Source organism: Flavobacterium sp. WC2421, from assembly GCF_040822115.1.
Classification (GTDB): domain Bacteria; phylum Bacteroidota; class Bacteroidia; order Flavobacteriales; family Flavobacteriaceae; genus Flavobacterium.
In genome coordinates, this window is sequence record NZ_CP162004.1 from 768,380 (window position 1) to 785,941 (window position 17,562).

At 33.9% G+C, this 17,562-nt stretch carries 15 protein-coding genes and 1 pseudogene; 7 read left to right on the forward strand and 9 right to left on the reverse strand.

The window, feature by feature from the left end:
- Positions 1-14: 14 nt before the first annotated feature.
- The 6 genes from AB3G33_RS03160 to AB3G33_RS03185 all read left to right on the forward strand — a co-directional run bounded on the left by AB3G33_RS03160 (position 15) and on the right by AB3G33_RS03185 (position 7,500).
- Complete coding sequence (locus tag AB3G33_RS03160) at positions 15-1,163, forward strand: alpha/beta hydrolase (RefSeq protein ID WP_367772548.1); 1,149 nt, start codon at positions 15-17, stop codon at positions 1,161-1,163.
- Positions 1,163-2,524 (forward strand): DNA repair protein RadA, encoded by a 1,362-nt coding sequence (radA, locus tag AB3G33_RS03165; RefSeq protein WP_367772549.1) that lies wholly within the window; start codon positions 1,163-1,165, stop codon positions 2,522-2,524. The genes AB3G33_RS03160 and radA overlap by 1 nt, the downstream gene beginning before the upstream one ends.
- A gap of 126 nt (positions 2,525-2,650) precedes the next feature.
- Positions 2,651-4,294, forward strand: a complete 1,644-nt coding sequence (locus tag AB3G33_RS03170; RefSeq protein ID WP_367772550.1) for a carboxylesterase/lipase family protein — start codon at positions 2,651-2,653, stop codon at positions 4,292-4,294.
- A gap of 197 nt (positions 4,295-4,491) precedes the next feature.
- Complete coding sequence (locus AB3G33_RS03175; RefSeq protein WP_367755909.1) at positions 4,492-4,902, forward strand: hypothetical protein; 411 nt, start codon at positions 4,492-4,494, stop codon at positions 4,900-4,902.
- A 74-nt stretch (positions 4,903-4,976) separates the two neighbouring features.
- Entirely contained in the window at positions 4,977-5,393 is a 417-nt protein-coding gene (locus AB3G33_RS03180) for a hypothetical protein (RefSeq protein ID WP_367772552.1), read from the forward strand.
- Between the two features lie 145 nt (positions 5,394-5,538).
- Positions 5,539-7,500, forward strand: a complete 1,962-nt coding sequence (locus AB3G33_RS03185) for a transglycosylase domain-containing protein (protein ID WP_367772553.1) — start codon at positions 5,539-5,541, stop codon at positions 7,498-7,500.
- 120 nt (positions 7,501-7,620) lie between these two features.
- Here AB3G33_RS03185 and AB3G33_RS03190 read toward each other — a convergent pair whose 3' ends face one another.
- The 3 genes from AB3G33_RS03190 to AB3G33_RS03200 all read right to left on the reverse strand — a co-directional run bounded on the left by AB3G33_RS03190 (position 7,621) and on the right by AB3G33_RS03200 (position 10,548).
- Positions 7,621-8,658, reverse strand: a complete 1,038-nt coding sequence (locus tag AB3G33_RS03190; RefSeq protein ID WP_367772554.1) for an aldo/keto reductase — start codon at positions 8,656-8,658, stop codon at positions 7,621-7,623.
- Positions 8,659-8,812: 154 nt separating this feature from the next.
- A complete protein-coding gene (locus AB3G33_RS03195) occupies positions 8,813-9,754 on the reverse strand; it encodes an OmpA family protein (RefSeq protein WP_367755917.1) in 942 nt (313 codons plus the stop codon).
- A gap of 29 nt (positions 9,755-9,783) precedes the next feature.
- A complete protein-coding gene (locus tag AB3G33_RS03200; protein WP_367755919.1) occupies positions 9,784-10,548 on the reverse strand; it encodes an exodeoxyribonuclease III in 765 nt (254 codons plus the stop codon).
- A gap of 136 nt (positions 10,549-10,684) precedes the next feature.
- On the opposite strand from AB3G33_RS03200, the gene AB3G33_RS03205 reads away from it, so the two are divergent.
- Positions 10,685-12,487: a GNAT family N-acyltransferase gene (locus tag AB3G33_RS03205; protein ID WP_367755921.1), complete on the forward strand. Its 1,803-nt coding sequence runs from the start codon at positions 10,685-10,687 to the stop codon at positions 12,485-12,487.
- Positions 12,488-12,551: 64 nt separating this feature from the next.
- On the opposite strand, the gene AB3G33_RS03210 is transcribed toward AB3G33_RS03205, so the two are convergent.
- From AB3G33_RS03210 to proC, 6 genes and pseudogenes are all read right to left on the reverse strand, one after another.
- Positions 12,552-12,833: a TM2 domain-containing protein gene (locus tag AB3G33_RS03210; protein ID WP_367755923.1), complete on the reverse strand. Its 282-nt coding sequence runs from the start codon at positions 12,831-12,833 to the stop codon at positions 12,552-12,554.
- Between the two features lie 461 nt (positions 12,834-13,294).
- Positions 13,295-14,239 (reverse strand): annotated as a pseudogene (locus AB3G33_RS03215) (2-hydroxyacid dehydrogenase); the annotation flags it as partial.
- A gap of 115 nt (positions 14,240-14,354) precedes the next feature.
- On the reverse strand, positions 14,355-14,738 hold the full coding sequence (locus AB3G33_RS03220; protein ID WP_367772556.1) for a Dabb family protein: 384 nt from the start codon (positions 14,736-14,738) through the stop codon (positions 14,355-14,357).
- 129 nt (positions 14,739-14,867) lie between these two features.
- Entirely contained in the window at positions 14,868-15,854 is a 987-nt protein-coding gene (locus AB3G33_RS03225) for a DUF6624 domain-containing protein (protein ID WP_367772557.1), read from the reverse strand.
- A gap of 50 nt (positions 15,855-15,904) precedes the next feature.
- Positions 15,905-16,297, reverse strand: coding sequence for a hypothetical protein (locus tag AB3G33_RS03230; protein WP_367772559.1), 393 nt, complete (start codon positions 16,295-16,297; stop codon positions 15,905-15,907).
- A gap of 453 nt (positions 16,298-16,750) precedes the next feature.
- Positions 16,751-17,527 (reverse strand): pyrroline-5-carboxylate reductase, encoded by a 777-nt coding sequence (proC, locus tag AB3G33_RS03235; protein WP_367755931.1) that lies wholly within the window; start codon positions 17,525-17,527, stop codon positions 16,751-16,753.
- Between the last annotated feature and the right edge of the window lie 35 nt (positions 17,528-17,562).

Here is a 17,562-nt window from a genome sequence, read left to right on the forward strand (position 1 = left end):
TAAAGTCAAAAATTATGAAACATCTACTACTGTTCCTTTTCTTTACTACAGCACTATTTTCTCAAAAAACTACGGAGCCCTTCAAGTCAAATACTTTAGGCGAAACAAGACAAATCACAATTAGCTTACCATCATCTTACGAACAAAACCCTACAAAGAAGTATCCTTTGCTTATTTTACTAGATGGAGAATACTTATTAGATCCTTTTAACGGAGCTTTAAATTACGGTGGATATTGGGATGATTTACCCGAAACAATTATTGTAGGTATTAACCAAAATAGAAATAACGAAAGAATAGCTGACAGTAACTTTGACCAAGTTGAGGGTGTACCAACAAAAAAAGGAGCTTCTTTTTTTGAATTCATTGGCGGAGAATTACTCCCTTATATCGAAAAAAAATACCGTACCGCCCCTTTTAGGATCATTGCTGGACATGATACAACTGCTGGGTTTTTAAACTTTTTCCTTTATAAAGACAACCCGCTTTTTAATGCCTATATTTCATTAAGCCCTGAATTAGCTCCTGAAATGGAAAATAGGATTCCTGAAAAATTATCCAATTTAAAACAACCCGTTTTTTATTATCTGTCCTCCGCCTCTGGAGACATTAGACAACTTAAAGAACCCATTAAAAGACTAGATGACAATATTAAAAAAGTAACTAATACTTCTATTAATTACAAATATGATGAGTTCAACAATGCCTCGCATTATTCATTAGTTCTCTATTCAATTCCTAGTGCTTTGTATCAAATTTTTGATGCTTATAAGCCTATTTCTTCTTCTGAATTTTCAGAAAAAATAGTCGTTCTTCAAGCAGGATATGTTGATTATTTAATTAATAAATATGATGTTATTTCAAAAAATTTGGGACTAAAAATTCCCGTTCGATTAAATGACTTTAAAGCAATTGAAGCCGCAATTTTAAGAAACAAAGCCTATAATGAACTCGATAAATTAGCTGAAATCGCCGATAAAAACTACCCGAAATCAATGCTTGCTTCCTATGAGTTAGGATTGATGTATGAAAAACAAGGTGACGCTAAAAGAGCCTCACAAAAATACCAACATGCCTCTCAATTAGAAGAGATAGGTGACTTGACCAAAGACATGATGTTTGAGAAATATGATGATATGAAAAGCTTAACACAAAAAAAATAATGTCAAAAGTTAAAACTACTTTTTTCTGCCAAAATTGTGGCGCACAATATGCCAAATGGCAAGGTCAATGTAATTCTTGTAAAGAATGGAATACCATTGCAGAAGAAATTATACAAAAACAAGAAAAAGTAGCCTGGAAAAGCGAACCAACTACCAAAAGTAAAGCACCCAAACCATTAAAAATAAACGAAATTGATTCCGCTCAAGAGATCCGCATGGATACTACTGATGCTGAACTCAACCGTGTTTTAGGAGGTGGAATTGTACCGGGCTCTATGATCCTATTAGGTGGAGAACCTGGAATTGGAAAAAGTACGTTATTGCTTCAAATATCTCTAAAATTACCATATAAAACGCTATATGTTTCAGGAGAAGAAAGCCAGAAACAAATAAAAATGCGTGCTGAAAGGATTACGACATCAAGTGAGAATTGCTATATTCTAACGGAAACAAAAACGCAGAATATCTTCAAACAAATTGAAGCCATTGAACCCGAAATTGTAATTATCGATTCCATTCAAACCCTGCACACTGATTATATAGAATCCACAGCAGGAAGTATATCTCAAATTCGTGAAACTACTGCTGAACTGATCAAGTTTGCCAAAGAAACCAATATCCCTGTTATTCTAATTGGTCATATTACCAAAGATGGAAATATAGCTGGACCAAAAATTCTGGAGCACATGGTAGATACTGTCCTGCAATTTGAAGGCGACCGAAATCATGTATACCGAATTTTACGATCACTCAAAAACCGTTTTGGATCCACTGCCGAAATTGGAATTTATGAAATGTTAGGAAGTGGATTACGAGAAGTTTCAAATCCATCCGAGATATTGATTTCTCATAAAGACGAAGAATTATCAGGAACGGCCATTGCCTCAACTCTGGAGGGAATGCGCCCGTTAATGATTGAAATACAATCCCTAGTGAGCACCGCTGTTTACGGAACTCCACAACGCAGTACCACTGGTTACAATGCCAAAAGACTAAATATGATTTTGGCTGTTTTAGAAAAAAGAGCTGGTTTTAGGCTTGGCGCCAAAGATGTATTTCTCAACGTAACAGGAGGAATTTCGGTAGATGATCCTGCCATCGATTTGGCTGTTGTAGCAGCAATTTTATCATCGAATGAAGATATTCCGGTAAATAAAGATTTTTGTTTTGCTGGCGAAGTAGGGCTTTCGGGAGAAATCCGTCCTGTAAATCGTGTGGATCAACGCATTCAGGAAGCTGAAAAACTAGGGTTCTCCACTATTTTCGTATCCAAATACAATAAAATTAGTTTAAAAAATACAGGGATAAAAATTGAATTAGTTGCCAAAATTGAAGATGTAGCAAGTATGTTATTTGGATAGAACTAATTGAAATCATTTTTCACAATAAAGCTCAAAAAACGAACAATTTAAACACAATATTTAGTTTTTTTCTTGTAACTATTTATATCTTTTACGAACTAATAAATATACTAAAAAACTAAAAATATGAATCTAAAAAAAACCTGTATAGGGATATTATTACTTGTAGCACCTATAATTTCAAAAGCACAACATGCCGAAAATCAAAATGCCTTCCCTGTTCAGATAACCACCACAAATGGAATTATTGAAGGTGAATTTGATATAAAAACTAATATTCAAAGTTTCAAAGGAATACCATTTGCACAACCACCAGTAGGCAATTTGCGTTGGAAAGCACCTCAACCAGTAACAAACTGGAACGGAATAAGACAAACCAAAAAATTTGGACCAAGAGGAATCCAATCTAATGTTTTTGGTGATATGGGTTTTAGAAGCGATGGAATGAGTGAAGATTGTCTTTATCTTAATGTGTGGTCACCCGCAAAAACATCAACTGATAAATTACCCGTTTTAGTTTATTTTTATGGTGGAGGATTTGCCGCTGGTGATGGATCAGAAAATAGATATGATGGAGAAAACATGGCCAAGAAAGGGATTGTAACCCTAACGGTAAACTACCGCCTTGGTATTTGGGGCTTTTTCTCTCATCCAGAATTAACCAAAGAATCTCCCAATCACGCTTCTGGAAATTACGGCCTATTAGATCAAAATGCAGCCTTGAAATGGGTTCAAGCCAATATTGCAAAATTTGGCGGAGATCCAAAACGAGTAACTATTGCTGGAGAATCTGCAGGTTCTATTGCTGTGAGTGCACAAATGGCTTCCCCATTATCCAAAGGTCTTATTGCAGGAGCTATTGGCGAAAGTGGTGGTTCTATTTATCCTACTTTAGCACCTGTGCCTTTAGCTGAAGCTGAAAAAACAGGCCTTGATTTTGCACATAAAATCGGTGCTTCTACTTTAAAAGACCTCCGTGCTATGTCAACTCTTGAACTGTATCAAAAATCACTTGGAACAAGTTTAGGTGTTTTCAAAACCACAATAGATGGTTATTTTTTACCCAAATTACTGCCTGAAATCTTTGAGGCTAAACAACAAGCTATGATTCCTTTGTTAGTAGGATGGAACTCCGAAGAAATGACCTACAAAGCATTAACAATGGGTAAAGACATCAATAACGAAACCTACATCCAGAAAGTAAAAGAGCTTTATGGTGACAAGGCAGATCAAGTGCTTCAATTATACCCTACAGGAAGTCCAGAAGTAACGGAACAATCAGCAACTGATTTAGCTGGTGACCGTTTTATTGCTTACAGCACTTGGAAATGGTTTGATTTACATCGAAAAAACAGCATGCAGCCTATCTATCGCTACTATTATACCCACCCAAGACCAGAAATGCGAGACAACAGTCTAGAAGCGGGTCTTGCTGGAGGTGTGATCAAGAAAAACTCAAATACCCCAAAGGCACCAATCCCAAAAGGCGCTGTTCACTCGGCTGAAATTGAATATGCTATGGGAAATTTAGCGAGTAACAAAGATTATGCATGGTCGGAAGATGATTATAAAGTTTCAGAAACTATGATGAATTATTTTGCTAACTTTATAAAAACGGGTAATCCAAACGGGGATGGACTTCCAAAATGGCCTATGGCAAAAAATGAAGAGCAACCTGAAATTATGATTATTGATGTCAATTCAAAATCAAAGAAGACTGAAAATGATGCCCGCTATTTATTTTTAGACAAAGAATATTCAAAAAAATAAGTTTAAAATATATTAAAAAAAAGAGGATGTCCTTAAAAGGGTGTCCTCTTTTTTTATACCTAATTAAATGTAATACAACCTCTAGAATTAAATTAAAAAACACTCACTTACAAGTATTTAACTATAATTTATATTTTTATTACCATTGTTTTTTTGTAAATTTATAATTCTGAAAAAAATACTTAAAGGGCTCTAAGATGGAACCATCCGACAAAACAATGGTACGTTTCTACCAGCTACTTGGCAAACTATTTTATTGTATTGCAGCTGCGGATAACACCATTCGAAAAGAAGAGGTAAATCAATTAAAAAAAATCGTCCAGAAAGAATGGCTTCCTTTAGAAAACACATTTGATGAATTCGGTTCTGATTCGGGCTACCAAATTGAAATCGTATTTGATTGGTTAATTAACAACCAGTGGGACATAGAGAACGTTTTTTTTGATTTTAAAATTTTTAGAGAAGAGCATCAACACTTATTTACGACCACCATTAAAGAATTAATTTTAAAAACTGCTGAAGCTATTGCAAAATCATTTTCGGGTAAAAATAAATCCGAACATGTTTTAATCAGTAAATTGATTGCTATTCTACAAGAAAACTACTAATTGAAATATATAATGTCTTTGTTAAAAAATTAAAAAGGATTAAAAAAATCAATATAATTTAAAATTAAAAAAACATGAAAAAGCAAACTGGTATTTGGATTGACTCAACAAAAGCAATCATAGTGACTTTGAATGATGGTAAGGAGTTTATATGTGAAATTCAATCGAATTTAGAAAACAAAGTGTATCATGATAAAGAGGGAGACAAAGGAAGTTTTCAAGGAAACCAACACATTAATTCGGACAAGACTTTTGAAGAAAGAAAAAAACATCAAATGAATAATTTCCTTAAAGATGTTGTTACCTCTGTTCAAGAATCGGATGAGCTTTATCTTTTTGGTCCAGCTGAAACCAAAATCAAACTACAACAAAAAATCAATGATGACAAATTAACCGGTAACGGAAAATTAAAATCTGTGGAAACATCAGATAATATGACTTCCAATCAGATTGTTGCCAAAGTCAAAAAATTCTATAGTGAACCACATTAATTATCTATTCAATAAAATTTATTTACCAAAGCCACAATTCAAATCATTGTGGCTTTTATATACCTAAAAGATTATAACGCTTTAGGCTAAAATTCAAACTATTCATTTAAATTAGCCATTTATTTATAAAAAAATAATGATATCCATGAAAACCAAAAAAGGAAAGATAATGATTGCAGTAAAAATAATTACTGCCTTGTTTGTGGTTCTTTTTTGTCTTTTTTATCTATTCCGAGATTCTCTTTTACAACAATCCATAGCGCAAGTTTCTACTAAAATCGAACAGAAATACAATTGTAACTTAACCATAAAAAAAGCTTCTTTTACAGGTTTAACAGGATTAGAAGTAAATGAATTAACATTGGTCCCCAAAAATGCAGATACCCTCTTTACGATTCAAAAAATGCAAACCAGTATTAACTTTTGGCATCTATTTTTAGGAGACATCCAACTAGGGACTTTAAAAATAAACAATGGATTAGTACAACTAGTACAAAAAGGAAAAGTGAAAAACTTTGCCGCCTTTTTAAAGAAAGACAGTACCGACATACGTACTGGTGAAAAACGAGATTATGCAGCCTTTGCGTATCGCATTATTTCCAAAGCACTCAATCTAATTCCAACGGATATGAAAATTGAGAATCTCAAATTTAAACTTGATGACAATGGAAAAAAAGCGACTATAGACATCAAAAAATTAGTCTTAGAAAATACCGAAATAGAAACCTCGATAAATGTACAAACCAATACTTTTGCACAACGATGGAAAATCAAAGGCTATGCAGATCCTCGAAATAAAAAAGCAGATCTTCAGTTTTTTAACATTGATACTGGTGCTATAAAAGTGCCTTATTTTGATGAGCGTTATAACTTAAAATCCAGTTTTGACTCCATCCGATTGAACATTGAAAATATTGATAAAAGTGGAGGAGAACTGCATATTGACGGCTTCACTTCGATTACCAATCTAAGAATCAATCACCCAAAAATTGCCAGTAAAGATGTCCTTATTAAAAACGCTCGCTTTGACTACCGTTTGCTTTTAGGTTCCGATTTTATTTCGATAGACAGTAGTTCTACAGCACAGTTTAATGCCATAAAATTTCATCCGTATGTAGCGTATGAAACCGAATCAGATACGATTTACAAACTCAAAGTAAACATCCCAAAGATGAAAGCACAAGACTTCATCTCGTCTCTTCCTGACGGTTTGTTTACTCATTTTCAAGGAATGGAAGCCGAAGGAACATTTGATTATAAATTAAATTTTAAATTCAACAAAAACAAACCAGACCAACTTGTTTTTGATAGCAATTTGAAAAAAGAAAACTTGAAAATTACAAAATACGGCGAAGCCAATCTCAACAAACTCAATGGTGAATTTGTATACAGAGCAATAATCAATGATGTTTTACAACGTCCTGTATTAGTTGGAAATGCCAATCCCAATTACACTCCATTAGATCAAATTTCGCCTTACTTAAGAAAATGTGTGTTAACTACTGAAGATCCTTCTTTCTTTTCTCACCAAGGTTTTATTAATGAAGCATTCAAACAGTCCATTGTAAAAAATATAAAAACCAAGAAATTTTCAAGAGGCGCCAGTACCATTAGCATGCAATTAATAAAAAATGTTTTTCTTACAAGAGAAAAAACGGTTTCCCGAAAACTGGAAGAAATTCTTTTGGTTTATATCCTAGAAAATAACCGAATTGTAAGTAAAGAGCGTATGCTTGAAGTGTATTTTAATATAATCGAATGGGGACCAAATGTATATGGAATCGGAGAAGCGAGTCGTTATTATTTTCAAAAAACTCCCGCAGAACTTACTCTAAATGAATGTTTGTATCTGGCGCGAATTATTCCAAGTCCCAAAAAATTCATGTACCAGTTTAACGACCAAGGGCAGTTGAGAGATTTCGCTAACAAACAGGTCTCGTTCTTAACGAATATAATGATAAGAAGAGGATTAATCCCTATTGAGGACACCATTTACAAAAGACTTCCTATCGTGATTTCCGGGCCTGCAAAATCACTTATTAAAATGCGAGTACAGGACAGCACAGCGGTAGATTCAATAACCGTAAAAGACGAATTTGAGTTTTAACCCACTGTAAAATTCTCAAAAAAGATACAAAGTCTACACAGATTTTTGAATTACAATAAAAAATAAAGCCCACAAAAAATTTCTTTGTAGGCTTTGCGTAAAAAATTTTACAATTAAATATTATGGTGCTGGATCAGGAATGATAGCCTGAACTTCATTAATTTCTTGTAAGACCTCATCAGATAATGTTACGTTAATTGTATCAATATTTTCTTTTAATTGATCCATTGTAGTAGCACCAATTATAGTACTGGTCAAGAAAGGCTGTTGTTCAACAAAAGCCAAAGCAAGTTCTGTTAAGGTCAAGCCATTTTTAAGTGCTATTTCCTGGTATAATTTTGTTGCTTGCGTACATTGTTCACTACTGTACCTTGAATACTGTGGAAACAAGCTTAACCTTGAATTAGGATGCTTTTCACCGGTTAAAAACTTACCAGACAATACACCAAATCCCATAGGCGAATATGCCAACAAACCTATGTTTTCTCTTGCGCAAACCTCAGCAGAAGCACTTTCAAAAAGTCTATTCAATAACGAATATGGATTTTGAATTGTTTTTACTCTTGGCAAGTTATTGTATTTATTCTCCTCTAAGAAACGCATGATTCCCCAAGCATTTTCGTTAGAAAGTCCAATGTGCTTAATTTTTCCTTCTTTAATGAATCCGTCAAGGGATTCTAAAACTTCATGAATATTATCTTCCCATTGATCGTCTTGTAACGTGAACCCACGTTGCCCAAAATAATTGGTTTTGCGTTCTGGCCAATGCAATTGGTACAAATCGATATAATCGGTTTGTAAACGCTTTAAGCTATTGTCTAATGCATACTTGATACTTGCTGGCGAAAAATCATTTTTTTCTCGCATGTAAGTGAAATTAGGATTGGGTCCTGCAATTTTAGAGGCTAAAACTATTTCTTCTCTTTTTCCTGATTTTTTAAACCAAGTTCCAAGAATTTTCTCTGTACTTCCGTATGTTTCTTGTCGTGCTGGAACCGAATACATTTCGGCCGTGTCAAAAAAATTAACACCTTGTTCCAGAGCATAATCCATTTGCGAATGACCTTCTAATTCATTGTTTTGCTCTCCAAAAGTCATTGTTCCAAGGCAAATTTTGCTGACTTTTATATCGGTATTGGGTAAAGTAGTATATTTCATTTATTGTAATTTTAAAAGATAAAGATACAAAGGTAAATTTTATTAGTGGAGTTGTCAGAAGGTATTAACAGATCTTTTCGAAACGTTTACACCAATAAAAAAAGGTTCAAAGTAAAAACTCTGAACCTTTCAATCTTAAATATTTGTTTCTTTTTTAATTGATTTCATTCAACATTTCAGCAATTTCATCCAATCTTGGAGTAAGAATAATTTCGATTCTTCGATTCTTCGCTTTCCCTTCAGGGGTAGCGTTGCTAGCTAGTGGAGAAAACTCTCCTCTTCCTGCAGCCGTAAGATTTTGCTTGTTGATTGCTTTGTTTTCACTCAAAATAGCCACAATTGCAGTTGCTCTTTTAGTTGATAAATCCCAGTTATTAGCAATTGGCCCTGAGCTAGAAAAACCATCATCATCCGTGTGTCCTTCAATCAAAACCGAAATATCTGGATTGTCACCCAAAACTTTTCCTAGTTCTACAACCGCTTTTTTTCCTTCGGCACCTACTGAATAACTACCAGAATTAAAAAGCAATTTGTTTTCCATAGAAACATACACCTTTCCGTTTTTTTGCTCTACCGTCAATCCTTTTCCTTCAAAACTGTTTAACGCTTTAGACAATGTTTCTTTCAACTTTTTCATAGCCGCTTCTTTGGCAGCAATCAAAGATTCCATTTCTTGCAAACGTTGCGAACTTTTATTTAAACGTTCTTGTTCTATCGCCAAAGCTTTTCCTTTAGCATCCAGTTGAGCCAATAAATCACGATTTTTACCCATGTTAGCCTGCAAAGCCTCATTACTGTTTTTCTCTAATGCTTTATACGATTCTTGCAAAAGATCCATTTTACTTTGTAAAGCACTGTTCTCTGCAAGCCATTTATCGCGCTCTTGTTTTACTTTATCCAAATCTGTTTTTAACGCAGACTGATCCAGTTCCAACTGATTTTTATCTTTCAGCAACGCATCTTTATCATCAGATAAGGTTCTGTTTTCCTTTTTTAAGTCGGTATACTTGTTTTCTAAATCCGTATATATTTTCTTAGACACACAAGAAGTGGATAGTGCCATAATTAATAATCCAAGGGAGATTCTTTTTATCATATTTATCATTTAAAGATTAGCTTCATAATTTATTCTATTTCTACTAAAACGGGACAATGGTCAGAATGTTTTGCCTCGGGTAAAATTAGTGCTCTTTTTATTCTATCTCTCAAAGGTTCGCTTACTAAACAATAGTCAATACGCCAACCTTTATTATTCAATCTTGCAGTAGGAAAACGCATAGTCCACCAAGTATAATTATCTGGTTCTTTGTTTAAAAAACGGAAACTGTCAATAAATCCATTTTTTAAAAATGCATCAAGCCAAGCTCTCTCTTCGGGTAAAAACCCAGATGTTTTTTTATTCCTAACCGGATCATGAATATCTATTGCTTCATGACAAATATTATAATCTCCACAAATCACCAAGTTTGGAATTTCCTTTTTCAATTCCGTAATATAATTTTGAAAGTCATCCATAAACATAAATTTATGACTTAACCTTTCGCTATTTGTTCCTGATGGCAAATACAAACTCATTACTGATACATCATCAAAATCAACACGTAGATTACGTCCTTCAAAATCCATGTGCTCAATTCCTGTACCAAAAACGACATTGTTTGGTTTTATTTTCGATAAAATCGCCACACCACTGTATCCTTTTTTAGTAGCAGGAAACCAATAATGATAGGGATAACCCGCAAGCTCAAAATCCAACAATGGAAGTTGCTCGGGTGTTGCCTTAATTTCCTGCAAGCAAATCACATCGGGATCAGCTTGTTGCAACCAATCTATAAATCCTTTTGAAATTGCTGCACGAATTCCATTTACATTATAAGAAATAATCTTCATTTATATAAAATTTTGATTTCCAAAAATACTAAAAATTAAAAAGCTTAACCTATAAATAACAAGAAAATCCGATGCCTGAATGAGTAGTTAATCGAGTTTTTTTCTATCTTTGTTTTTCGCTCAAAAACAAAAGTAAATGGGTTTAGTTACCGCCAAAGAAGTTGCAAAAGCAATAAATGCTGAAAAATACGGAGTTTTAGGAACTTTTACGGGTTGGTTATTAATGAAAGTGTTAAAAATTTCTACTCTTAATAAATTTTATGATAGCAACAAACATTTAAAGGACGTAGAGTTCTTAAATGCTATTATTGACGATCTACAAATAAAATTCGAAATTCCAGAAGAAGACTTAAAACGATTGCCAAAAGAGGGCGCTTATATCACCATTTCAAACCACCCACTAGGCGGAATTGATGGTGTTTTGTTATTGAAATTAATGCTCGAAAGAGAACCAAATTTCAAGATTATTGCTAATTTTCTTTTGCATCGTATTGCCCCTTTGAAAGATTACATCATGCCTGTTAATCCGTTTGAAAACCATAAGGATGTCAAATCAAGCGTGGTAGGAATTAAGGAGACATTACGCCACCTAAGTGACGGAAAACCTCTAGGAATGTTCCCGGCTGGAGAAGTTTCCAGTTATAAAGACGGGCAACTCATGGTGGACAAGCCATGGGAAGAAGGAGCTATAAAAGTAATTCGAAAAGCACAAGTACCTGTTGTACCAATTTATTTTCATGCTAAAAACAGCAGACTTTTTTATCTTCTTTCTAAAATTAGCGACACGTTCCGCACGGCTAAACTACCTTCAGAAGTTTTTAGCCAAAAACATCGTGTGATAAAAGTGCGTATTGGAAAACCTATTTCGGTAGCGGAGCAAAACGAGCATGTATCGATAGAAGCCTACTCTGAATTCTTGAGAAAGAAAACATATATGTTAGCTAATCCATTTGAAAAGGAAAGTAAATTACTGAATACGCCAAGTTTAAAAATACCAAAAAGTCCAAAAGAAATCGTTACTCCTGCTAATGGAGAAAAAATGATTGCCGAAGTAAATGCGTTAAGAGATACGGACTGCCGACTATTACAAAGTAAAAACTACGAAGTCTTTTTTGCGGAAGCAAGCAAAATACCTAATGTTCTTCATGAAATTGGCCGCTTGAGAGAAATCACTTTTAGAGAAGTGGGAGAAGGAACAAATGAATCTATTGATTTAGACAAATTTGACCAATATTACCATCATTTATTCCTTTGGGATGAAGATGCTAAGAAAATTGCTGGTGCTTATAGAATGGGATTGGGTTCTGAAATTTATCCAAAATACGGAATGGAAGGTTTTTACTTGAATGAACTTTTCCGTTTTGAACCTGAGTTGCATGATATGATGTCTAAATCTATCGAAATGGGCCGAGCTTTTATCATCAAAGAATACCAACAAAAACCAATGCCTCTTTTCTTATTATGGAAAGGAATTATTCATACGACTTTGCGTTTTCCAGAGCACAAATTCTTGCTTGGCGGTGTGAGTATTAGCAATCAATTCTCAGATTTTTCTAAATCATTGATGATTGAGTTTATGAAATCAAATTATTACGATCCCTACATTGCACAATACATCCACCCAAAGAAAGCATATAAGGTAAAACTAAAAGACGCCGATAAAGATTTCATTTTTGACGAAGCCGAATCGGATTTAAATAAATTTGATAAAATTATTGATGAGCTTGAGCCTGGTGTGTTACGTTTGCCGGTATTGATCAAAAAATACATTAAGCAAAATGCGAAAGTAGTGGCTTTCAATGTAGATCCCTTGTTCAACAATGCTGTTGATGGATTAATGTACATTAGAATTGCTGATATTCCTGAAAGCACAATGAAACCCGTTATGGAAGAGTTTCAAGCAGAACTCGAAAGAAAACTGGTCGATAAGGAAGATTAAAAAACAAGTCTTCTATATATAAGTATAAAAAAAATCTCAACAATTGTTGAGATTTTTTTTATACTTAAAACCAACCTTTTTTATGTACTTGATACGTTTGATAAAACTCCTCATCCGATTTTGTCAAATAAATAATTCCTTCAATTACCCCTAATAATCCTGTAACAGATCCAAGTGTAAAAAGACTAATGACCAACCAAATAATTCCTTCGGAAGTATATCCCAATAAAAATTTATGAATCCCAAACGGACCTAAAAGTATCGCTAATAATCCTGCCGCTAGCCTTTTATTGTCTTCTTCTACTGGTTGCGGATTGTTCCAATGTTCTTGTTTTGAATGCTCCATGACAACTATAATTAATTGATTTCGAGTATTAAAAGTATTAAATTTTATTTAAAAACACTGTCAATAGGCTCCCAAAGTTCAATTTTATTTCCTTCGATATCTACAATCCAACCAAACTTCCCATAATCATAGGATTCCATTTCGCCTACAACCGTCACGCCTTCTTGTTTTAATTGCAACAACAGCTTCTCTAGATTATCAACTCTAAAGTTTTGCATGAATTGTTTTTCGCTTGGCGCAAAATAAGTAGTATCATTTGCAAACGGAGACCATTGTGTTGAACAATCTAGCCCTTTGTTGTCCTTCCACCAAAAAGTGGATCCATAGTCATCTGTCTTTAACCCAAGATACTTTCCGTACCATTCCACTAGTTCTTTTGGATTTTTAGATTTAAAAAAAATACCGCCAATTCCTGTAACTCGTTTTTCAGCTATTGTATTTTCAGGAGTTCCAAAATATTTTGCTTTGATTTTATCTACAATTACTTGTGCCAGTCGTTCGTGACTTTCAAAGGTCCAACCAGCTACATGCGGAGTCAAAATTACATTTGGTGCTTCTAATAAATACTGAAAAGCTTCAGACGTGTTTTCCTCTTGAAACAGCGTTTCAAAAGATAATTTCTCATATTCCAACACATCTAATCCTGCTCCCATAATTTTACCCGATTGCATAGCAGCAACCAAATCAGTAGTAACAATGTTCTTTCCTCTCGAAGTATTGATGATCCAAAACGGCTTAGCAAATCCATTAATAAAATCAGCATTAACCATTTTATTGGTTTCTGGCGTCCATGGAATATGTAAACTCACCACATCTACTTTTTGCTTAAATTCTTCTAATGACACTTGTTTTGCATTGGAGTCACCCACATTTTCTAAAATGTCATAACACAATACTTCCACCTCAAAACCGCGTAGTTTTTTAGCAAACGATTTCCCCATGTTTCCGTAGCCAATAATCCCAACGGTTTTTCCATCGAGTTCATGACCGCGATTGCTTTCCCGATTCCAATGCCCCGAACGGATTTCTCTATCAGCACTATTCAGTTTATTGAACAGCGAAAGAATCATTCCTAAAGTATGTTCAGCAACGGCGTTTCTATTTCCTTCAGGCGCAGCAATAAGCGTCACGTTTTTAGTTTCGGCATAATCACAATCAATGCTTTCCAGACCAGCGCCTACACGAGCTATAAACTGTAAATTTGTGGCTTTATCTAAGAATTGCTTGTCAATCTTGAAACGACTACGGATAACGATGCCGTGATAATCTTGAATTTTGGCTTCAATTTCCTCTTTGGAAGAAGTGAAATCCTCCTGATTGGTAAAACCTAGGGTTTGCAATTGTCCCCATAATATAGGGTTATTGCTATCGATATGAAGTATTTTAATGTTTTCTGGTTTCAACATTGTTCTATAATTTAATGTTGTTCAAAGTTACAATTCTTAATAGTGAAATTGCATGATTTGTCTGCTGGATTGTAAGAATCAAGTTCCAATTATAAAATAGTATAAATAAGGGAATCTAGTTTGTAGCCCAATAATCAAAAACCGTCACTTTATCTGGTGCAGGATTTAAAAGCGCCACAAAAGCTTTGTGAGCTGGATCAATAAGATACGCATCCCTATCTGCTTCACTAGTAAATGTCAAAGTAAAACAATGCGTCAAACCATTATTTAAGTTTTCAGGACTATTATTAGTTCCCCATTCGAATGCCTTTATAACTGGGATTTTATGTTCTAAATCACTCAATGCAGCTACCACTTTATTGATATATGCAGGATCTGTATTTTCATTCCAACCAAACATAACCGCATGACGTAGCAATTGTTTATTATGGGTTTTTTGGGCATTTACAGTAGCACAACTTGCCATAATTAGTAACGTAATTATTAATACTTTTTTCATTTTGCTTTTTTTTGAAATATACGAAATATTTCAATCCTTTAACTGGTAGAGATAAGGTTGTTCTCTAAATGAATTTAGCATTCTTTTTGAATTAAATTTTAATTATCTAAATGCAAAAAAAGTGAATTTTTATTGATAATGGCTCCCGAGTTTTTTTTCTATTGAAGGTAAATCTTTTATATATTGCTTCGCATCCCATTTCATTTTCCATACTTTAATGTATTCAGACAGAGGACTGAGATATATTTCTCCTCTTCTTTTATCAACATTCTCTGGATCTTTCAATGGTAAAATATAATATGTTTTTGTTTGCGGATCTTGACCAACTTGAGTTCCATAAATTTGTTTTTTATTTTGCATGGTAAGAAATCGATCCTCATACATTGCCAAATATTCTGGCATTGACTCTCCTTTTTTAACAGACTCCTTAATTAAAGGCAAATACTTTTTACTGTCTTTTAAATCTAGACTCATAACTAGAGCTGATAAAATATACTCCCCTTTCAAACCTAATAAATCAGAGCTTGGCCAACCATCCTTAGCAATAATAGCATCTATTTTTTGTTTAATTTTTGTCTTTCCCTCATCAATTGTTTTATTAAAAGCGAGCATTTTTTGCGTATTACTTCCATTCTTATTTACAAATTCAGGCATATCCTTTAAAAGATTTTGATTTTCATCATTTAAAGCCTTTAATTCGGTTACCAAAATAGAATTTAGCTTAGCTTCCTTTTTAAGTTTATTTCGTTTCACTTCCTTTAAAAAGGCTGCCCAACGTTTGTCATTATGAAGAGAAGCTAAATCTTCATCAATAATTGTATGATCGTAATTTGTATAACTTCTTTTTATTTCCTTTGATTCGAGTTGATAAAATGAACTATCTGGAACTTTGGCTAATGCCCATGAACAAGCAGCGTTATATCGATCATTGGCTCTAATTTTCCATCCCTTAATTTCAAATGCCCTTGAGTATACCGATCCCGAATTTAAATAGTCTTTTGCCTCGTAAAGCGAATCTGCTTTAGTAACTAGTTTATAATATTCATTGGATGGATTTTGTCCGAATGAAACAGAAGTTGTTAAGATTAATAGGATAAGATTGGTTATTTTTTTCATTTTAATTCTACTGTTGTTAACTTCTAATAATAAATTTCCAAGTTAGGAAATTATTGCTTAACATATTCAATTTGATAACAATCGTAACACTCGTCACTCAAAAACAATTTTGCTCCTTCTACACTAAATGATTGACTAGGTTTTCCTGAAAGATAAACTAACATTGGTTTCTTTTCTCCAAAAATAGATTCTTTAGCTTGAATTGAATAGGATTCAGTTGTTGTTAAATTTCCGTTTTCATAGGTTTTTACTTCTGACTTTGAAATTTCAACACTCATGGATTTATTTGTGGAACTTGGAGTTGTAGTTTCTCCAGTTATGCCTCCGCTAGATTGAACCCAATCCCATTTTCCAACAATAGAATTAGCAACCATAGTCGATTCACTTGTTGAACAACTAAACAAAGTGAAAATTAACGCAAAGTATATTAAAGGTATTTTCATAATTATTGTTTTAAATATGATACGAATTTTTCCAATTGGTTGCGTACTTTTTGACTTATTTATAAGTTACTTCCTGAATTATTATTAAAAAAAGCAATTTGATTTTATCGATAATATCAAATGATACTATTAAAAGTAGTTTTGTTTCTCCATTGAAACAAATATAATCATTGTTAATTAAGCTAATTGGCTTAAAAACTACCACAAAAACCAACAAAACTAAAGAGTATGGTGATTTGCCTCAATTGTAATAAAAAAGATTTTTGAATAAAGAGTAACGATTGCTGATTTTTGATTTGAAAAACCAAACTCAAAACACATTCGAGGCTGCGTGAGGGATAGAAGCTAGCTACCGAAGTAGCGCGGATAGCTCGACACCATTAAAAAAAGGGTCTTATCAACATTCCTGCTGATAAGACCCTTTTTATTAATGGGGGCACGCCCAAATAATTATTATCCTTTGATTTGTTTCAATGAAGTTTTTATTCCGCGTATTAAGGACGAACTGAATCCGTGCATTTCCATTTCGTTTAATCCCGCAATGGTACAGCCTTGTGGCGTAGTTACACGGTCGATTAATTGTTCTGGATGTACTTGTTCTTCCATGACCATTTCGGCTGCTCCTTTTACTGTTTGTGCTGAGATAGCCAATGCGGTTTTCCAGTCAAATCCTATTTCGATTCCAGCTTGCATCGATGCACGGATGTAACGCAAGGCAAAAGCGGTTCCAGAGGCGGCAAGTACTGTAGCTGCATCCATTAATTTCTCATCAATTATAGGCGCTGTCCCTAAATCTTTGAAAAGAGCGACCGTATTTTCGGCTTTCTCTTTGTCTTTTTCATGAAAAGCAATACAGGTTGCTGAGGCACCAAATTGGGACGCAATATTTGGCATGATTCGGATGGCGCTATTACCAGATCCTATCTTGTTTTGTAAATTTTCTATCGATAAGCCACTTACAGCTGAGGCGATTACTTTATTTGAAATTACGGGAAGAATTTCGGCCAAAACTACATCTACTTGGTATGGTTTTATGGTTAAAATCACAATATCTGCTTCTTGAATTCCTTGTGTATTATCCGTAGAAACCGTTATGCCCTGTTCTTCCAAATATAAAATGCTGGCGGTGTTTCTTCTTGTAATGGTGATTTGATTTCCTTGCGAAAATTTAGATAATCCTTTTGCGATGGCAACTCCTAAGTTTCCTCCGCCAATAATATGTACTTTCATGCTGGTTGTGGTTTATTAATTAATAAATTTTAAAT

What these genes read in the sequence shown, in the direction of transcription:
- AB3G33_RS03160 (WP_367772548.1), top strand. Translation starts at nt 15, where the DNA reads ATGAAACATCTACTACTGTTCCTTTTCTTTACTACAGCACTATTTTCT.
- radA (WP_367772549.1), top strand. Translation starts at nt 1,163, where the DNA reads ATGTCAAAAGTTAAAACTACTTTTTTCTGCCAAAATTGTGGCGCACAA.
- AB3G33_RS03170 (WP_367772550.1), top strand. Translation starts at nt 2,651, where the DNA reads ATGAATCTAAAAAAAACCTGTATAGGGATATTATTACTTGTAGCACCT.
- AB3G33_RS03175 (WP_367755909.1), top strand. Translation starts at nt 4,492, where the DNA reads ATGGAACCATCCGACAAAACAATGGTACGTTTCTACCAGCTACTTGGC.
- AB3G33_RS03180 (WP_367772552.1), top strand. Translation starts at nt 4,977, where the DNA reads ATGAAAAAGCAAACTGGTATTTGGATTGACTCAACAAAAGCAATCATA.
- AB3G33_RS03185 (WP_367772553.1), top strand. Translation starts at nt 5,539, where the DNA reads ATGAAAACCAAAAAAGGAAAGATAATGATTGCAGTAAAAATAATTACT.
- AB3G33_RS03190 (WP_367772554.1), bottom strand. Translation starts at nt 8,658, where the DNA reads ATGAAATATACTACTTTACCCAATACCGATATAAAAGTCAGCAAAATT.
- AB3G33_RS03195 (WP_367755917.1), bottom strand. Translation starts at nt 9,754, where the DNA reads ATGATAAAAAGAATCTCCCTTGGATTATTAATTATGGCACTATCCACT.
- AB3G33_RS03200 (WP_367755919.1), bottom strand. Translation starts at nt 10,548, where the DNA reads ATGAAGATTATTTCTTATAATGTAAATGGAATTCGTGCAGCAATTTCA.
- AB3G33_RS03205 (WP_367755921.1), top strand. Translation starts at nt 10,685, where the DNA reads ATGGGTTTAGTTACCGCCAAAGAAGTTGCAAAAGCAATAAATGCTGAA.
- AB3G33_RS03210 (WP_367755923.1), bottom strand. Translation starts at nt 12,833, where the DNA reads ATGGAGCATTCAAAACAAGAACATTGGAACAATCCGCAACCAGTAGAA.
- AB3G33_RS03220 (WP_367772556.1), bottom strand. Translation starts at nt 14,738, where the DNA reads ATGAAAAAAGTATTAATAATTACGTTACTAATTATGGCAAGTTGTGCT.
- AB3G33_RS03225 (WP_367772557.1), bottom strand. Translation starts at nt 15,854, where the DNA reads ATGAAAAAAATAACCAATCTTATCCTATTAATCTTAACAACTTCTGTT.
- AB3G33_RS03230 (WP_367772559.1), bottom strand. Translation starts at nt 16,297, where the DNA reads ATGAAAATACCTTTAATATACTTTGCGTTAATTTTCACTTTGTTTAGT.
- proC (WP_367755931.1), bottom strand. Translation starts at nt 17,527, where the DNA reads ATGAAAGTACATATTATTGGCGGAGGAAACTTAGGAGTTGCCATCGCA.